This window comes from Humiphilus diazotrophicus (genome assembly GCF_059726315.1).
This window is the reverse complement of record NZ_AP040870.1, coordinates 2340879-2357670: the sequence shown is the minus strand read 5'-3', so window position 1 is coordinate 2357670 and position 16792 is coordinate 2340879. Positions and strand designations below refer to the sequence as shown.

The 16792-nt window shown below is 50.8% G+C and carries 8 protein-coding genes; 5 read left to right on the top strand and 3 right to left on the bottom strand.

The window, feature by feature from the left end; all coding sequences use genetic code 11:
- Window positions 1-735 precede the first annotated feature (735 nt).
- From AC6I7T_RS10725 to AC6I7T_RS10705, 5 genes are all read left to right on the top strand, one after another.
- Window positions 736-4356: a TonB-dependent receptor gene (locus AC6I7T_RS10725; RefSeq protein ID WP_497793382.1), complete on the top strand. Its 3621-nt coding sequence runs from the start codon at window positions 736-738 to the stop codon at window positions 4354-4356.
- 155 nt (window positions 4357-4511) lie between these two features.
- Window positions 4512-5915 carry a tetratricopeptide repeat protein gene (locus AC6I7T_RS10720; RefSeq protein WP_497793381.1) on the top strand — a complete coding sequence of 468 codons (1404 nt, stop codon included), beginning with the start codon at window positions 4512-4514 and terminating at the stop codon, window positions 5913-5915.
- 13 nt (window positions 5916-5928) lie between these two features.
- Window positions 5929-7089, top strand: a complete 1161-nt coding sequence (locus tag AC6I7T_RS10715) for a hypothetical protein (RefSeq protein WP_497793379.1) — start codon at window positions 5929-5931, stop codon at window positions 7087-7089.
- On the top strand, window positions 7086-8315 hold the full coding sequence (locus AC6I7T_RS10710; RefSeq protein WP_497793378.1) for a hypothetical protein: 1230 nt from the start codon (window positions 7086-7088) through the stop codon (window positions 8313-8315). Before AC6I7T_RS10715 ends, AC6I7T_RS10710 begins: the two co-directional genes overlap by 4 nt.
- Window positions 8316-8498: 183 nt before the next feature.
- Entirely contained in the window at window positions 8499-9671 is a 1173-nt protein-coding gene (locus AC6I7T_RS10705) for a glycoside hydrolase family 5 protein (protein ID WP_497793377.1), read from the top strand.
- A 62-nt stretch (window positions 9672-9733) separates the two neighbouring features.
- On the opposite strand, the gene AC6I7T_RS10700 is transcribed toward AC6I7T_RS10705, so the two are convergent.
- The 3 genes from AC6I7T_RS10700 to AC6I7T_RS10690 form a co-directional block, all read right to left on the bottom strand.
- Complete coding sequence (locus AC6I7T_RS10700; protein WP_497793376.1) at window positions 9734-11608, bottom strand: glycoside hydrolase family 35 protein; 1875 nt, start codon at window positions 11606-11608, stop codon at window positions 9734-9736.
- Window positions 11609-11859: 251 nt separating this feature from the next.
- The gene (locus tag AC6I7T_RS10695; RefSeq protein ID WP_497794593.1) at window positions 11860-12855 is read right to left on the bottom strand and encodes a LacI family DNA-binding transcriptional regulator; all 996 of its coding nucleotides are present in this window, start codon (window positions 12853-12855) and stop codon (window positions 11860-11862) included.
- A 368-nt stretch (window positions 12856-13223) separates the two neighbouring features.
- Window positions 13224-16604 (bottom strand): carboxypeptidase-like regulatory domain-containing protein, encoded by a 3381-nt coding sequence (locus tag AC6I7T_RS10690; RefSeq protein WP_497793375.1) that lies wholly within the window; start codon window positions 16602-16604, stop codon window positions 13224-13226.
- Window positions 16605-16792: the final 188 nt, after the last annotated feature.

Below are 16792 nucleotides of genomic sequence, written 5' to 3'. Positions count from 1 at the left end.
TGTCATCTAAGTAGTTGATTCTAATAACGATCTTTTGGTTGATAAAAAACTCCATCGAATGGTTGATGACGAAATAGTAAATAGATGATTGAGCGCTCTCACATTAGGCGTCTCCTTGATCAGCAAGCCTCATCGGTGCGTGCACAACATTCGGAGCAGAAACGGGGCTGAGTATGAATGTCAGATTGGCAAATTGGACTTTCTGTCAGAGATCGAATGTGTGAAACGACCTTGCAGGGGTACAGCGGAAAGGGAAGGCTCTGTCACGATTCCGAAACGGACAAATGCTTCCGGATTTCCCGGATTCCGGCTGATGCTTTTCTGTAAAACAATTGTATTTCCATATGTTACTAATTTATAAATAGCGGTTATCCGTCTTTGAACAGGCTTGCTGTATCACCGAATTCCTCTGAGTTGTGGTTAAGTGAAACTTTCTTCGAGGGATAGCGACAGGGGTTTTTCGCGTAGATTCCATCACATTTGTATACGAAGAGTTTCGTTCATGACACACCGGAATTAGGGGCGGAAAACGATAAAAAGCCCGGAATATTTTTTCTTGACAACGTATACATCGCCAGCGTACTGTCCCGGGCGTGAAGCTGACATGATGCGGATGTAAACGAATACATCCCGACTCTGGGGATCGAAATTGAATACGAATACTTTTTTGTATTCATTCGCACTCTTGGGTATTCCGCTTCTGTATGTAGAACGCATTTGGGGGAGGCAATTAGCATGCAAAAACGCCAGTGGATACTAGCGATATTTGTGCTGCTTGTATGTCTAGTGCCAGCGCAGTTCATGCTGGGGCAGGCTGATCAAGGCACCATTACCGGTATCGTTCAAGATACTTCGGGTGCTGTAATCGCGAATGCATCTGTAACGCTAAAAAATGTCGACATCGGACAAGTCTTCAAAGCAACGACAGACTCCGGTGGTGTGTATGTATTTTCACCAATCAAGATCGGCAATTACGAAGTCACCGCAAGCGCTACCAATTTCAAAAGCACCACGCAAACCAATCTTCAACTGAATATTCAACAACGTTTGAACGTAGTGCTCACCCTCACTCCGGGTGCAGCTTCTGAAACTGTTGTGGTCACGACCGAGATTCCTCTCATGCAGACGCAGGAGAGTTCTGTCGGTCAGACCATGAATGCCGAGCAGATCAATAACGTGCCGCTCAACGGCCGCAACTGGGTTTACATTGCGCATCTTTCTGCTGGTGTCGCTATCGCTTCCGGATCGCGTGGTGGTGGTAAGGGCGACTTTGAAGCTAATGGCCAGCGTGCCGAGGAGAACAACTTTATCCTCGACGGCGTGGACAACAATGCCAATGTCGTCGACTTCTATAACGGCGCAAGCTATGTCGTGAATCCTCCGCCAGATGCTCTCGCTGAGTTTAAGGTCCAAACCAGCAATTACTCCGCTGAATTCGGCCACTCTGCCGGCGCGGTTATCAACGCCAGCATTAAATCTGGTACGAACAACTTCCATGGCAGTGTCTGGGAGTACGTGCGCAATACTGCTCTCGATATTCCGTCGTGGACTGACATCCAAAATAACGTCAAAACAACACCCGTTTACCACCAGAACCAGTTCGGTGCTACTTTGGGTGGCCCGGTTTTCAAAAACAAGCTTTTTCTGTTCGCGGATGCTCAGGCAACACGTGTGAAGTATGGGAGCACAAGCACTTTTAATGTCCCTTCGCTCAAAGAGCGCAACGGCGATTTCTCCGAGCTGTTGAATGGGCAGATGCTAGGCGGCAATCCGATTCAACTGTACAGCCAGTCTACCGATGGCGTCACGCCACCGGCTGCGATTGCCAATAACAACCTGGCTAACAGCGGCTTAACAATGAATCCGACAGCGCTTAAGATTCTAAGCCTGTATCCCAAGCCGACCGACAACAGTAAGCTGTACAGCAACTACTCCACTACTCTTCCCGTAATTGATAATGTGTTCCAGTGGGATGTTCGTGCCGACTGGACCATCGGTGCTAATGACTCCACCTATTCCCGGTTCAGCTACTACAACGAGGTCGGAGATAAGGCTACTCCGTTGGGAGACGTCCTCGATGGCGGTGGCTTTGGAACTGGTAAGCAAAAGAATTTGGGCGATAACTTCATGTGGTCGGAAACCCACATGTTCAGCCCGACATTGGTCAACGAGGTACGTGTAGGTTTCAACTATCTGCACTCTGGCTTCCAGCAGCGGAATGCTACCAATGACGGCTTGGCTTCAAGCCTGGGCTTTGGCGGCATACCAAAAGGAACGCTAAACGGAGGATTGCCTCGCACTATTTTCAACGGCACTTCCAGCCCCGCTGAGTTTGGCGCGCCTGAATGGGGAGCCACTGACGAGCACAACAACAACCTTTCCATCCTCGACAACCTGACCAAGATCGTGGGTAACCACTCAATAAAAATGGGGATTTCGTTCCTGAACGTCCGCTTTGCGACCTTGCAGCCGCAGGTACCTCGCGGCGAATACCACTACACCGAAGCTCAGACTTCCTATCCCAATCAGAGCAACACCGGGTATGGTCTAGCTTCCTTCCTGCTCGATCAGCAGAATTCCTGGACACTTTCCAATTCTGTGACGGACAGGAACCAGCGTTGGAATGATGCTCTCTATGTTCAGGATGATTGGCGCATCACCCGCAAGCTAACTTTGAATCTTGGGCTGCGCTGGGAGTACTTCCAGCCATACTTGGAGGCGAACGGCTATCAGGCTAACTACTATCCGACCTCCAAACCTACTTTCGATCCAGCAACTGTTACTTCTACCTCTTCTGCAACATATGCAATTCCGCGTTTCTCGCAAGCATATGCACAACCGATTATCAGTGCTAACGGCTTTGATAAAGCTTTAGCTGCTGATAACATCAGCATCTATTACAACAAGAACCCGCGTTTGGCCACTGCCTCGCATCTCAACTTTGCTCCTCGTTTAGGCGCGGCCTATTCCCTGAACGATAAAACTACGGTACGTGCGGGCGTCGGCTTATTCTTTGGCGGACTGGAGAGTTTGGGATACTGGGGCAACTTGGGTGAGAACTATCCATTCCAGATTTCCGCCAGTTATAACAACACCACTGGTTGCCCAAACAATTTGTATTGCGCCTCCGATGGCATCACCTTTGCTAAGGGCTTCAGCACAGTGTTAGCCAACGGTTTCGCAAATGTAGTAACAGGCTTGGGCCTGCGCGGCACCCCGGAGAACCTCAAAACTCCCTATACCGAGTCCTGGAACCTGGCGGTAGAGCGAGCTTTTGGCCGTGACTTCGTTGCGACGGCCTCTTATGTTGGCAACACCTCTCGGCATCTGCAGGTCAATGTCGATACAAATGCGCCGTTGGCTCTTACAAACAATGGCAATTCACAAAGATACCTGGCGAAACCTCATCCCCATTACGGTGGTGCTGCTTTCGTTGCTTATTCGGGCATCAGCAACTATCACTCCTTGCAGACAAAGCTGCAAAAGCGGATGGCTCATGGGTGGGATCTGCTGGCCACCTATACCTGGTCGCATGCTCTGGACGCTGCCAGAACGCCATTGGGTTCCTCTGGCGACGGCAACTTCCTTCAATACAACCTTATCCCTGTAGGCGAAAACTACGCGAATTCGCCGTTTGATACTCGGCATCGCTTTACATTCAACGCTATCTATGAGCTGCCTTTCGGCAGAGGCCGTGCTTATCTGAATAAGAGCAGGGCGTGGGACATGATTGCAGGTGGATGGTCGGTCAATACTATGTTCACCGCACAATCCGGCAATTACTTCACCGTTTGGTCTAACGGCATATCGACTGCTGGTGGCTTTGAGAATGGTCCCTTTGCCTATAAGGTCAAGGACCAGTTTGCTACGGGTGGTACCGGTTCACACGGTCAAACCTGCGCGACAAAAACCAAAACCAAGGACCACTGGTTCAATCCTTGTTCCTTCAGTGATCCGTGGGATGGTGGATCAAAAACACTTTGGGATAAAACAACAGCCAATCCTCACTACATTCCTACGAGTGCAACGGATACCCGTCCTGCTGGAGACACGACGCCGCTTTATGTGACGGATCGTGCCATGATCAAGGGCTATGCTGGTGGCCGCCGCAACATTGCAGTTGGTCCTGGCTTTAATCGCGTAAACATGTCTGTCTTTAAGAACTTTACGGTATATCGTGAACAGAAGTTGGAGTTCCGTACGGACGCCTTCAATCTGCTCAACCATCCAACTTGGGATTTGCCAAGCAACCAGAACACCAGTTCGAGCGGTGGCAATATCACCAACTTCCGTAGCTTGCAAAACAATGCTCCCGACTCGCGCTTCTTCCAGCTTTCAGTCAACTACAAGTTCTAGTCGTTGAAAGCACCACTTAATTTGCATTACCACGAGGGGATTCGCCAATCGGCGGATCCCCTTATTTACTTCTGAATCGGCTACTGACGGAAATGCTTTGCGCAACTGTGGTCAGCTGATTAGGATATTGGCGGATCGGTTCCAGGAGTTTGCAGGTGAGAAGATGGATCAATCTGTGTATCTGGGTTTTGACTGTCACCGGAATAGCCGGGTTGGCAACACATCCGCTCTGCTCTCAGGTATCACAGATCTCTAAAGCTTCCAGCCTGGAACGGGAATATCAGGAAGCGATGGCGGCCAGGGATCGCGGAGAGCTTGAGAAGGCCGAGGCTATTCTTGTCCGGCTACGTTCCGCACATCCTGGGATTTTCGCTGTAGACGAAACTTTGGGCGTGCTTCTTGCCGCGCGAGGAGCTTATTCCGAAGCATTGCTTCCGCTTCAGGCCGCAGTTCGGGAAAAGCCGACCTCTGACGTGGCCCATGCGAATTTGGGAGCGGCGTTTTATAAGCTTCATCGTAATCAAGAGGCACTTGCAGAATTAAGGCGGGCTGTACAACTTAATCCCGCTAACGGCCAGGTTCAGCAAAGCTTAGGAAGTTTGTGTGTTGAGGAGAACAAGCCGCAGGAAGCTGCGAGAGCTCTATTGGCTGCTCTGCGCCTGAATCCCAAAGATGCGGACTTGAAGCTTGATACTATCGCTGTTCTGTTGAGTGCCGATCGGCTCAGCGAGGCTCAAAATCTTCTTGCAACTGTTACAAATGCTGAAAATTCCGCACGTGCACAGATGCTGCTAGGTGAAGCCGACGAAAAAAGTAAGGATTATCAAAATGCCGCCAAACATTTTGCGAGAGCTATAGAGTTAGACCCGAGTGAAGAAAATGTTTGGCAGTTTGGCTATGATCTCCTGCGACATTGGATGTTTAGCGCTGCGGTGATGGAGTTTAAGGCTGCATCCGCTAAGTTTCCGGAGAGTAAGCGTATGCGGCTTGGTTTGGGCGCGGCTCTTTACGGAGCGAAAAAGGAGGAAGCAGCCACTGTTTTTGCAGATTTGCTAAAAAGCGACCCGAACAATGCTGTGTACGCCGAATTATTGGGAATCTCTTGCAACGCCATGGTACAGAACCTTAGCTCCCGTTGTTCCGAGCTGTCGGATTATGCTTTGGCTCATCCGAAAGATGTCAAGGCGGCGACCTATGCGGCATCGACAATTGTTGGCCGCGATGATGGAAAGCAAAATATCGAGCTGGCGCGCAAGCTATTGGAAAATGCCACTACTGCCGATCCTACCTACGCCGAGGCACAACTGCAGATGGGAGTTCTTTTGCAGGATGATTCGGATTGGAAGGGAAGCATCCCCTACCTCGAACGTGCTCTCAAGCTGAAGCCGGAAAATTCAAAAGCTCACTATCGGCTGGCCCGCGCCTATTTGAAGATAGGGCGTAAGGCTGAGGCTCAGGCGGAGATGGAACTGCAGAAGAAATATGCGCGTCTTGCAAATGAGGAGCGAGATCAGAGCTACCGCGACATTACTTTATTGGCTCTAGAGGTTCAACCGTAGGGAGCGCAGCAAGATGGAATTAACACGTCGTAACTTTTTGGCTAGTACCGCAGCACTCCTTGTCGAGCAGTGGGCTAGCTCCAGAGCGATTGCGGATAGATCTCCTGACAATCCTGGGCGCAAAGTCCTGCTGGTCACGTGCGGGGGGATTCGACGTGAGGATTCGTTTGCAGAAACAGGAGTGGGGAATATTCCCCATCTTTATCAGGATCTAGTGCCGCAAGGTGTCTTCTATCCGGCAGTGCACAATCTTGGAGTAACCTCTCATTTCAACACCATCTCCAGTATGCTGACCGGACAATGGCAGAGATTGGATGACTGGGGAAAAACCGCGCCGATTAGTCCGACCTTATTCGAACTAGCGCGTAGGCAGAGGAGTTGGGGTCCGGAAGAAACCTGGCTTGTTTCCAGCAATAAAGCATTGACAAGCAAGATCGGCGCCAGTTCCGTGCGTGAATATGGCCCAGCTTTTGGCGCTAATGTACTGTTCCCGAAACAACTGCTAATCAGTGCTGTTGTCCGCGCGGCGTCTGAAGGGCGTGCGGCACATAATTCGGATCGCGGAAGCGTACGTCCGGAGATTGAAGCTATGTTGCGAGGAGATAATTTTGATGGCCTTGGCTGGTCGGTTTCTGAAGGGAACTCTTCTCTGGGACCCAAGACACTCAACGCAGTCGAAGAGGCTATCGGCAGGCTGGTCAATACCAATGTTCCCGTAACTGGCGATGAGTTTACCTATCTTGTAAGTGTCGAGGTGATGCGCCGTTTTGCTCCCTCGTTGTTGGTGATTACCTTTTCCGACGTAGAAGTAGCACATTTCGGTTCCTATTCCTTGCACTTGGGCGGCATCCGGACCATGGACCGTCTGGTCTACGAACTGTGGAACGAAGTGCAGTCACTTCCTGCTTACAAGAACAAGACCACCTTGTTTGTGCTGCCTGAATTTGGGCGTGATACCGATGGCTCGAGTACCAACGGATTTTTCAATCATCGACAGAACAACGATTCAACAAGACAGACGTGGATGGTGTGTCTTGGTCAGGCAGTGAAGAAACCGGGAGTGTTGGTGGATCGTCCTACGAGTCAATTAAGCTTGTTGTCGGCAATGACTGGCCTTTTGGAAGTTAGAGGTGTCGGGCCTGCTAAGGACCCGCTGGAAGGGGTGCTCCTATGACCTCGTTCAGCGAAAAGTTGGTGTCGATTCCCAATGAAGCACATTATCGGGCTCTGATCGAACGCCTTCCTCTCACCATGCGGCCTACTCCGTTACAGCAATTATCTGCGTGGGGAAGACTCTTCCCCTACGAGCAGAACCGTTTACGCATGTTCCTGGATGGTGTTGCGGCTATTCCCCCGAGCCGGCTGAATACCCTAACGCAGCCCTTGCGTGCACTGGAAGTGAAGATGGATCTCGAGCATCTGGGCTTTACTTCCGCAAACGAGACAATGGAAAATTCCTCGCTGCTAGCGCGCTCGGAATACTACTCAGAATGGCGTGCTCAGGTGCAACGCATCTATGGAGAAATTGAAGCGGAGGCGGACAAAGCTAAGCTAGAACTCAAGCCGAAGGCCCGCAGTATTGTGCTGATTCTTCCTGCATCTTTGCCCGTGGATGCACACTCCTTCTGGAAAGGCTGGCGAGAGACGGGACAGGAGATTCATCTGGCACAAGAACCCGGATCATTTGGTGAAGCCTTCCTAAAAGGTCTGCGCGAAAAAAGAGGGGGACAGACTGATCCCGACACGAGTGCTTGCTGGTTGATCGATGCCGAAAACAAGCTCGGAACGCACTGGGGCTCTCCCGATTCTGTAAGTTATTTGAGCTATGCAGCGCTACATGATTTTCGTGATCGCTTTCTCGAGGCGGTTAATGCCGTTCCCAAAAACATCCAGGCCAGTGATCAAATCCTCTCCGAGGTAAGACATCAGAATTGGGAGCCGTGGTGGCCGACATCTTGTGGCAATGATCCGCGGCTACGTTTTTTTCTAATTGATTTATTTCTCAGCGGCAATGGCGCACTTATCTTTCCCAATAGCTTCGTGGAATGGGCTGCTAGTGAGGCATTGCGGAGGGCTCGTCCCGATACACTGGTGGCGCGCTTCGGGTTGCGTGCTCGTCCCAAGCCGTTCACCGGGATTGCTATCTTTGAAAATCAACAACGAGTCAGCACCCTACCGGATGTTGACGATCCTGAGGGCAGTTCGGTCGATGCGCAGATGTTGGCAAAGTATGTATGGCTGGCGGCTAAGCGTTATCCCGAATATGAGCAATCGCAATGCTTATGTATTGCAGAAGCCGCAAATTCTGCCTGGGTGATAACCAAGCCAGAAACCACCCTGCCGTGGAATTCTGCGGCGGCTGTGAGTGCAAAGGATCTGAGCGCATGGATCAGCCTTTGAATGAGGTCCTGCTTATACGTGTTTTTGTTTACTAAATAACTTTCACAAAAGCTATCCCTGAATGTGTTAGTGCATTTCGGATTGCAAAGCATGATTGCTCTTTGAGGAAACGACGTCTCCGATATATTTGCGGTTATATCGAAATCTAAATTGCCATAAAAGAATTTTTGAAAGAGGAAAGGGATGTATTCGAGAGTCTCTAGAGTTGTGGTTTTTGTTCTGTTTATTGGAATCATCTTCTGCGGTCCCATTTCATCTGCTATGGAAAATACTCCACAGCGTCCAAAATTGCCGTTGCATACAGATGGAGCGGCGATTCGTGATGCTCAGGGCAATCCGGTACAGCTGGTTTCTGTGAACTGGTATGGTTTCGATCAAGGAGAATACGTTGTTGGTGGTCTTGATCGGGTTCCGCTTAAGGAGCTTGCACAGCAGATCCGAACGATGGGGTTCAATTCCGTCAGATTGCCTTGGGCCAATCAGATTGTCGAAGACAATCCCTCGGTGCCGGCTTATGCCTTGAATGCAAATCCTCAGTTGCGTGGAAAGCATTCTTTGGAAATCATGGATACCGTCATTGACGCATTGGCTGCGGAAGGCCTAATGGTGATTCTGGATAACCATGTTAGCCGTGCAGATTGGTGCTGCAATGAGAAAGATGGAAACGGTCTTTGGTATAGCCGCGAGTATCCGGAAACTCACTGGCTTGAAGATTGGAAGAACCTTGTTCATAGATACAAATCTCAGCCTTACGTTATAGGTGCGGATCTTCGGAATGAGCTAAGGAGTGGGGCACAGTGGGGAGGAAGCGATCCCTCTGTAGACTGGCATGCGGCGGCTGAACGCGGAGGCAATGCCATTCTGGGTGAAAATTCCAATCTGCTGGTGTTTGTCGAGGGTCCTGGATATTCCTTACGCCTCGAAGACTTCGGGCGTTTGCCTGTGCAGTTGTCTGTTCCTAACCGGCTTGTTTATTCTCCACACAATTACGGATGGAGCCAGCCTGTTTCTCAGACTTATGAGCAATTTAAAAAGTATCTAGACCAACAGTGGGGCTATCTGAGATCGGGGGATCATGCTACTCCTATCTGGATTGGAGAGATAGGCATTTGTCAGAATCCCGCCGATTGCCGCGACTTTGGCCAATGGTTTGACTTTCTCGTTCGATATATCTCTGAAACCGGTGTCGGTTGGAGCTATTGGGCGCTCAATGGCACGCAATCGAGTGGGGCTGGCAGGTTTTACGGGAATACTGAAACTTATGGCTTGCTAACGACGGACTATCGAAGTGCCGCTGCACCGGAGGTACTAAAGCAGTTGGAAAAGGCTGGTTTGTCCCCTCAAGGAAAGCGGTAAATTGTTCCGGTTTACGCCTTCAATAACTCCCTCCTGAGCAGAGGGAGTTATTGAAGGTTTCTTTATTGCTGTTCGCGTGTGCTGGTTGTAGTTCCGAAGATTGGGGCTGTAGTCGTCTTGATACTGTCGGACGCATCGCCCTGCAGATCGAAGAACATTACAGGAGTCTTTCCCTTCTGTAGCCATGGGCCAGGAGCGAATAAGGTATACACGGGTCCAATGGACCAGAATCTTCCCAAATTGCGTTCACCGATCCAGAGTTGTCCTTTATGCAACGAGCGTGTATCGATGAAAGTATCCGCCGGCTGATCTACGGTAAGGCTGGTTCGGTAGAAGCAAGGTCCGCTGCATGGTTCCGGCCGCATTTGAATTTTGGAGAGGTCGTTCATTGGCAGCGAGTAGATGTCCCAGCTTTCGGGGGGCTTACCACCGATTGAGACTTTGCCTATAAGTCCTGTTCTCTCTTGCCGTATTATTTGTGAGTAGTTGACTCGTCCGGTATTTTCTACCAGAATATCCAGGGTTGCATCTTGATTTTGCAGCGGGATCTCAAGTGTGTTGGTGTTATCACGTCGATCCAGAGATCCGATCAGGTGCTGGTCGACATAGATCTGAGCATAGTCATGCAGTCCATCTATTACCAACGATCCGCCCTGTCCTTTTTCCAGCTTGGTTCGGTACAGAACATATCCATAGCTCTGATCCATATCTTCGAAGGTAAGCAGAGTTTTTGAGTGGATAGGCGTAGGTAAGTTGCTCCACAACGATGCGCTCAGTTTAGAAGGATCTGCCGGAAATGTTGCCACAGGAGGTACCTTCGGTATAGGAGGCAGGTTGGCGTGTGTGATCTCGGCAATGATATTGCGGAAGAGATCGAACTTGTATCTAGGTTTTCCTTGCTCGTCCAGAGGAGCGTTGTAGTCGTAGCTGGTGGTGTCGGGATGATAATCCTTGCCTGTATGGGAATCCGCACCATTCATCCAGCCAAAGGTGGATCCGCCATGGAACATGTACAGGGAGACGGAGTAGCCATGTTCAAGCATCCAGCGAAATTCGGCAGCTTCCTTGTTCCCATCTGTTTCGTGGTGTGCCTCCCCCCATTTATCGAACCATCCTGCCCAATACTCGCCGGTCATACGCGGACCGTTTGGCCGGACTTGATCCAGCCGGTGAAAGCTCTTCATCGCATCGCCGGTACCGAAATTGATGACCGTCGGCAGATCCGGAAGGGAACCTTTGTCGATATCCGACGGCTGGTTGGAGGTAAATAACAGGGTTTCTCCTAAGCCAGCAGAGATGAGGTCTTTTTTAACTCCTTCCAGATAGGAAGGATCATCTCCGAAAGCGCCGTATTCGTTCTCAACTTGTATGGCCAGAATGGGACCGCCATTCTTTAGGAGCAGCGGCTTGATCTCTTGAGCCAATCTCGCAAACCATGCGTGCACTGCGGCAGTGTATTTGGGTTCTGTGGAGCGAAGTACGACACTGCGATCCTTCAGTAACCATGAGGGGTAACCCCCTAATTCCCATTCCGCACAGACATACGGACCGGGCCGGAAGATGACGTTTAGTCCCTCTTCCTGCGCTTCTCGAATGAACTCGGCGATGTCGTTCTGACCGGAGAAGTCGTATATTCCAGGCTTCGGTTCATGAAGGTTCCAGAAGGAATAGGTCGTAATAGTGTTTAAGCCCATCGCCCGGGCCATCCGAAAACGTTCACGCCAGTAGGCTCGTGGCACTCTCGGGTAATGAATTTCTCCCGAGATGATCTGGTAAGGTGCACCATCCAGCACAAACTGGGAGCCCTTTATTTCAAAACTGCTATGGTGTGACGTTGTCGACCCTTGAGGTGGGGTCGCGGCAAATGTCTCTGCTGTCGAAAAGCTGAGCGAAAAAAGAGAGACATAAAGAACGGCAGTGTGTAATTTGATTGACATCCGTGTTCCTTCATTAATGCAGCTGTAGCCTGTGGGACGCCATAATTGTATACGGAATCATTTCAGGTGAACAGAAAACTTGAATAGGGAATTTGGGGGCTGACGGAGGGAAGAATCTCCCGTCAAGGCAGCAGACGATCGGAGCGGGCGGCTCGGCGGAAAGTCTCTCGAAGGATGTCTCCACCCACAAACCGGAGACCTGCTGTTTGAGAGGGTGGAGGATCTGCAGTATTTTTGTCGAGAGCAATTGCCTAGGAGTGAGACGGGTGTCCGCTGCTTTCCCGAATGATCAACTCCGTGGGAACAGAGAACTGCGCTCCAGTCTGCTCTACGTCCTCTTTGGTACAGTCCAAGGCCTTTAGACAGGTTTCCGCCATGCGCTGGCGCGGAAGACGTATCGTTGTCAGACGCGGTTGCATCACGTCGGACAGTAACAGATCGTCAACGCCGATTACCGACAGATTCTTGGGTGCACTCAAGCCCATGCTATTTAGTCCGCGAATGACACCAAAGGCGGTGAGATCGTTAGCCGTAAGAACGGCCGTTGGCCTTTTTTGCTTGGACCACAGTGAAAGGATTGCTGTCTCTCCTCCGTCGACACGATAGTTGCCGAAACGGGTGAATTCCTTCCGGTACTTGAGCCCGTGCTTTATCACAGCCTGTTTGAAGGCTTCAAACCGTATCTGTGAGGTCTTCAGTCCCTGATTCCCGCCTATAAAGCCGATTTCCTTATGTCCCAATTTCTTGAGATGCCCGACGGCTTGCAGAAATCCGGTTTCATAATCGACAGCAACATCGCTGCATCCTTGTTGTACAACTCGCCTGTCGACGGTAACGATAGGGATCTTGTGCAGAAGCAGCGGCTCAATCGCCTTGGTATCGAACTCGGAGGCCATCAGCACCGCTCCATCGACCTGACGCATCAACATGCGTCGAATGGAGGCTACCATCTTTGCATCGGTTCCAACGTTGAGGAACAGGACTTCGTGTTCGATCTTTCCCAGGAGTTGCTCAAAGCACCCCAGAAACTCTGCATAGAATGGGTTGCAGATATCGGGAATAATCAGTCCATATATCTTGCTTCGTCCATACTTCAGCGTAGTCGCATGAGGGTTTGGGATAAATCCGACTTCATCCAGGATCTTTCGAACGCGCTTAGCTGTGTCCTCTGTCACCAAATGTGATCCATTGATCACACGTGATACTGTTGCACTGGACACTCCAGCACGTTTTGCGATGTCTCGCATGTTCATGTGGGTAATATATACCTTGCCAGTTACATGTTTCCTCTTGGATCAATCGTTGTCGAGTGCTCCAAGATCCTTAGTTTCTAAATGTTACGCTTGCAGGCTGGATCCGAATACAGAAATCTAGAGCGGAATCAGGGTAGATGTATCCGCAAGCCACAGCGGACTGCGCAGCTTTTTCGTCAAGAAAAGCTGCACTTACCCCTTGAGGGATCGGACACAGTAACCCTGATTCCGCTCTAATAATGCGGAGCTTATTGTGTTAGGTGGGCTTTGATCATTTATTCCAAAGTAGGATTCAGGCTGGAGGTTGCAAGAGGGCATCCCCTGGTCCTAGTCAGATTACCAGGGGATGTTATCGGAGAGAATTAGAAAGAAAGCCGGGCGCTAAGCTGGATTTCACGTCCAGGAGTGGTGACTTCCGTAATGGAACCAAAGCCAGCCGTGTTCACAAACCTATTGGGAACTCCAAGGTTGGTGTGGTTCAAAGTATTGAAGAATTCGCCGCGTGTTTCAAACTTCAACCGCTCTGTTAGCGAAAAGCTGCGGACTACGCCAAGATCCATCGTCTGTAACCCAGGTCCCTCGATTGCATTGCGAGCGGTATTTCCGAAGGTATATGCCCGGGGTGCAGCAAATGCCGCAGGATTGATCCAACGCGCTGCAGTCTTTGTTCCATGCCCAAATACGGGCTGGCCGGTATAGTTGGCGCGAATAGGATTTTCTCCTAAAGCGGTTCCTGCATTCGCGGTATCGCCAAATACTGAAACAGTGAAGGGAAATCCTGTTTGTACCTGGTAGACGGTTGAAGCTCTCCAGTTCTGAGTCAGAAGCCGGGTGGTCCGGTTCTGTGCCCATGCAGGCAGATCGTAAACAGCGCTGAGAGAGAAGCGGTGGCGGACATCGCAGGCCAGGCCCTTTTCGGCTTCCAGATTCGAGTTGTTCTGAGGAATGCTCGCCTCAAACATCGGGGAGCGGAAGTCGGGGGCGTTCGATAAGCTTTTTGACCAGGTGTAGTTCGCAAGCAAATTCAGTCCGTGCGAGTAACGGCGGCGGAGATTGATGTATCCGGCGTCGTACCAGCTTTGGGCTGAGTTCTCCAACAGATTGATTGTGCTAACACCAAAGGTAGTACTTGCGACTGTGATGTTTGCGGGCAAAACGGTATCCGGTACAAAGCTGATTTTAGTGAACGGCCGACGCGGCTGGATGAGGCCCGGTCCAGGAGCAGCATTGTTGATCAGGTGCGCGCGCTGCAAATGGAAGCCGCCAGAACCTAGATAGCCGATCTCGAGTGTCGTCTCGCTCCCTAAGCTCTTTTCAACCGATGCGCTCCATTGCTGGATATATTGCGGAGCTGGGTGTAGTTCCATGCCGGTGAAGCTCACGGTTGTCTTGCCCAGAACTGGAGCCGGGAAGTCGAAGGAAGTGATCGAGGGCTGGAAGTTGTCGCTTTGATTGGTTTCAGGAAAGACGTAAGGAACGTTATGGCGCTGATTGCACCATGTATTCATGTCTACCGGAGTGTAGAAGATTCCATATGCCGCGTGCAGTACAAGGCCCGTGCCCGGTACGCTCTGGGCAATACCGAAGCGGGGGGCAAAGTTTGCGCGATTGGGATACATCAATCCCTTAGGCTTGCCGTTTTGTCCTCCAATGAAGACAGAGGGAACGCCATTACTGAAGGTCAGATTGCTATTAGTAAAACGGATATCCCACAGGGGACTCATATATTCGTAGCGAACGCCGTAATCGAGAGTCGTGGTTCTACTGATGCGATAGGTATCTTGTGCGTAGCCGTCCGCATACCACTGCCGGAGGTTCATCTGCGGAATACCTGCCTGCCTCTGTCGAACGGCCGGCAAACCGAGCAGAAAGCTTGCCATCGCTGATCCTGTGCCGTCGTTTGCTCCGATGTCGGTTGTGAATCCATTCGTGAACTGATAGTAGCCACGATTCTGAAAGAATCCCCACATGGGCCAGATAAAGCGCTGGTATGCGCCACCAAACTTCAAGCTATGTTTCCCAATCGTCCAGCTCAAGGTATCGCGTCCTTCGATGATAGTATCCCAGGCGTGCATCGGAGTCGCACTGTAGTTGTCGCCTACGGGGGAGAATCCCTGGACATTGAAGTAGGGTGAGCCCCATGCTCCGGGGCCTCCATATCCAATACCCTGAATTCCAAGCTCTGTAACGATATCGTTCTTGTTTGCGCTTTCCGTGGTGTGATTCATGCTCAGGCGCGAAACTGCCACCGATGCCATATTCACAATGCTGGAGGTAAAAACGTGACTCAAGGCCAGCATGCCTTGTTGCGCAAGATTGTCATGGTAGTTGCCAAAGCCTGGCAGGTTTACTGGCATGTATCCATGTTCTCCGCCCACGCTATAGCGGAAGAAAGCATTGTCCTGCCCATGAAAATTATGATCGATTCGGATGGTGCCTTGATCCGTATAGTGAATTTCGTTTCGTGTGTCGAGGTAGTTGTTCGAGTCATTGCCGCTGCCAATGACGGTAGGCTGTCCCATCATAGTCATGCCGCCCATTCCCATCATCACGTTCGGCCTGGGAACGTATTTGCTCAGCATCATCATTGCAACAGGACTGATCCTGCTCGCAGGGATTTTGTTGAGTACGCCTCCATCAGAAAATTGCTGGCGGGTAAATTGCGGGTTGGTTTTGCTGACAGGAAGATTGGGGTTATAGTTGGGGTTCGACTGGGTAGTTCGGGGATCGTAGATATCGACACCGCTTTGGCTGAAGTCTCCCATGGTTTCCATTTCCATCGGAACCGTTTCGATGTTTGTATCAGCCTGGACATGGCGCAAAGCTTCGTAGTTCACGAAGAAGAAGGTGTGTTTCCCTGGCAGTGGCCCACCGAAGGAGCCGCCAAAGTTGTTTTGAACCAAATGGTTAGTGTTGCCCATCTGGTTAAAGGAGTGGGCGTCCATTGCTCCGTTGCGGAGAAATTCATACGCCGTCCCATGGAAATTGCTGGTCCCAGAGCGGGTGACGATATTGACTTGACCGCCTCCGGCTCCCCCCATCTCGGCCGAGTAACTTCCTATCTGAATTTGAAATTCCTGTACGACATCGGGTGACGCGCTCAGATTCTGTGTATTGAACGTTGGATCTGTATTGGTTGCTCCATCCAGAAGAAAGTAGTTTCCATTTGGACGGTTTCCTCCGATGCTTACGGCAGATCGCTGCCCGGGACGCCAGTAGAGCGGATTCATATCTCCGGTCTGTGCTCCATGGCTGACGTGTGCTCCCGGTACAGTGAGCATCAAATCGATCAGCATGCGGCCATTCAGCGGGAGTTGCTGTACGGAGCGTTGTTCGACTACTTCTCCGACACTGGCATCGCTCGTTTTTAGCAGTGCAGGGGCAGCAACGGCCAGAACCGTCTCCGTTTCATTCTTTACGGAAAGTTTCAGGTCCAGCGTCATTTGCTGACCGACTTCGAGTTGCAACCGGCGCGTAGACTTGGCGAACCCTGGGCTTTCTACCTCTACGGCGTATTCTCCCGGCAACAAGCCATCCAGGTCGTACAGCCCGACATTATTTGTGGCGACGTCTCGTGCCGCATTTGTCGCTATGGAAGTTACATGGATCTTTGCATTAGGAATAGGGCGATGCTGTGGATCAAAGATCACTCCATGTAGGTCGGCGTAGTTGGTTTGGGATTGCAGGGGAAAAGAGAGAAGGAAGGACGCGAGGAGGCAGACTCCTAGCCGCTTGCGATTCATTGTGACCTCCAGGGGAAGCGCATAACTCCAGCCTGGGAGTTAAAGGGGAACTCCCAAGTTTTCAGTATGATGCGAACTTTCTAGCCTTTTAATTTCGTTATGTTTATGGCATGTTTTTTGAACTTCTAGAGACCAGCCCAAAGTATTCATTCGAGACATCCGTGTCAACGGGCGCCAGGTTGAGATAA